The following is an 881-nucleotide window of genomic DNA, read 5'->3' on the forward strand; positions in this document are numbered from 1 at the left end:
CCCAACCCCGGTTCGACGGAAACTCACTCACCGCGTCCACACCGTCCGCGACCAACCGCCACAGATCATCGGGCGACGCCACCCCACCCGGATAACGGCACGCCATCCCCACAATCGCGATCGGCTCCGCGGACGCGTCGGTGGCGGCGACGATCGTCGAAGCCGATTCGCCCTCCTCGCCGAACAGTTCCCTCGTGAGGTGCTGGGCGAGGGCGGTGGGGTTGGGGTAGTCGAAAACGAGGGAGGTGGGCAGCTTGAGCCCGGTGGCCTGACCGAGCTGGTTGCGCAGTTCCACCGCGGTCAGCGAGTCGAAGCCCAGTTCCTGGAACGGGCGGTCGGCGTCGATCGCACCGGCATCGGCATGTCCGAGTACGCCGGCGACCTGACCGCGTACCAACTCGGCCAGCGCCTTCTCGCGCTCGGCCGGGTCGAGTGCGGTCAGTCTCTCCGCCAGCGCCGACCCGCCCTGTGCGCCTGTGCCCGCTGTCTTGCGTCGTGTGGTGGCGGGGGCCAGGCCGCGCAGGATCGGCAGGACCTGGTCACCCTGGCGGCGCAGCACCCCGGCATCCAGGAGCGTGGCGGCCAGCACCGGCCGCCCACCCGCCAACGCGGCATCGAACAGACCCATCGCATCCTCGGCCGGCAACTCGACCAGACCCAGGCGTGCGACGCGTCGGAGATCCGTGTCGTTCAACTGACCGCTGATCGTGCTCGCCTGTGACCACAGACCCCAGGCCAGCGAGGTAGCCGGCAACCCCTGCGCATGCCGGTGCTGGGCCAGCGCGTCCAAAAACGTGTTGCCCGCCGCGTAGTTGGCCTGGCCCGCATTACCGATCAGACCCGCGATCGACGAATACAGCACGAACGCCGACAACCGCAGA

General features: G+C 69.2%; 1 protein-coding gene. It reads right to left on the reverse strand.

What is annotated here, in order from left to right:
* Window positions 1-881: KR domain-containing protein (locus ACTWQR_RS55830; RefSeq protein WP_443235031.1), on the reverse strand; the 881-nt coding region annotated here is incomplete at both ends.

This window comes from Streptomyces sp. 2A115, assembly GCF_052245575.1.
GTDB lineage: Bacteria > Actinomycetota > Actinomycetes > Streptomycetales > Streptomycetaceae > Streptomyces.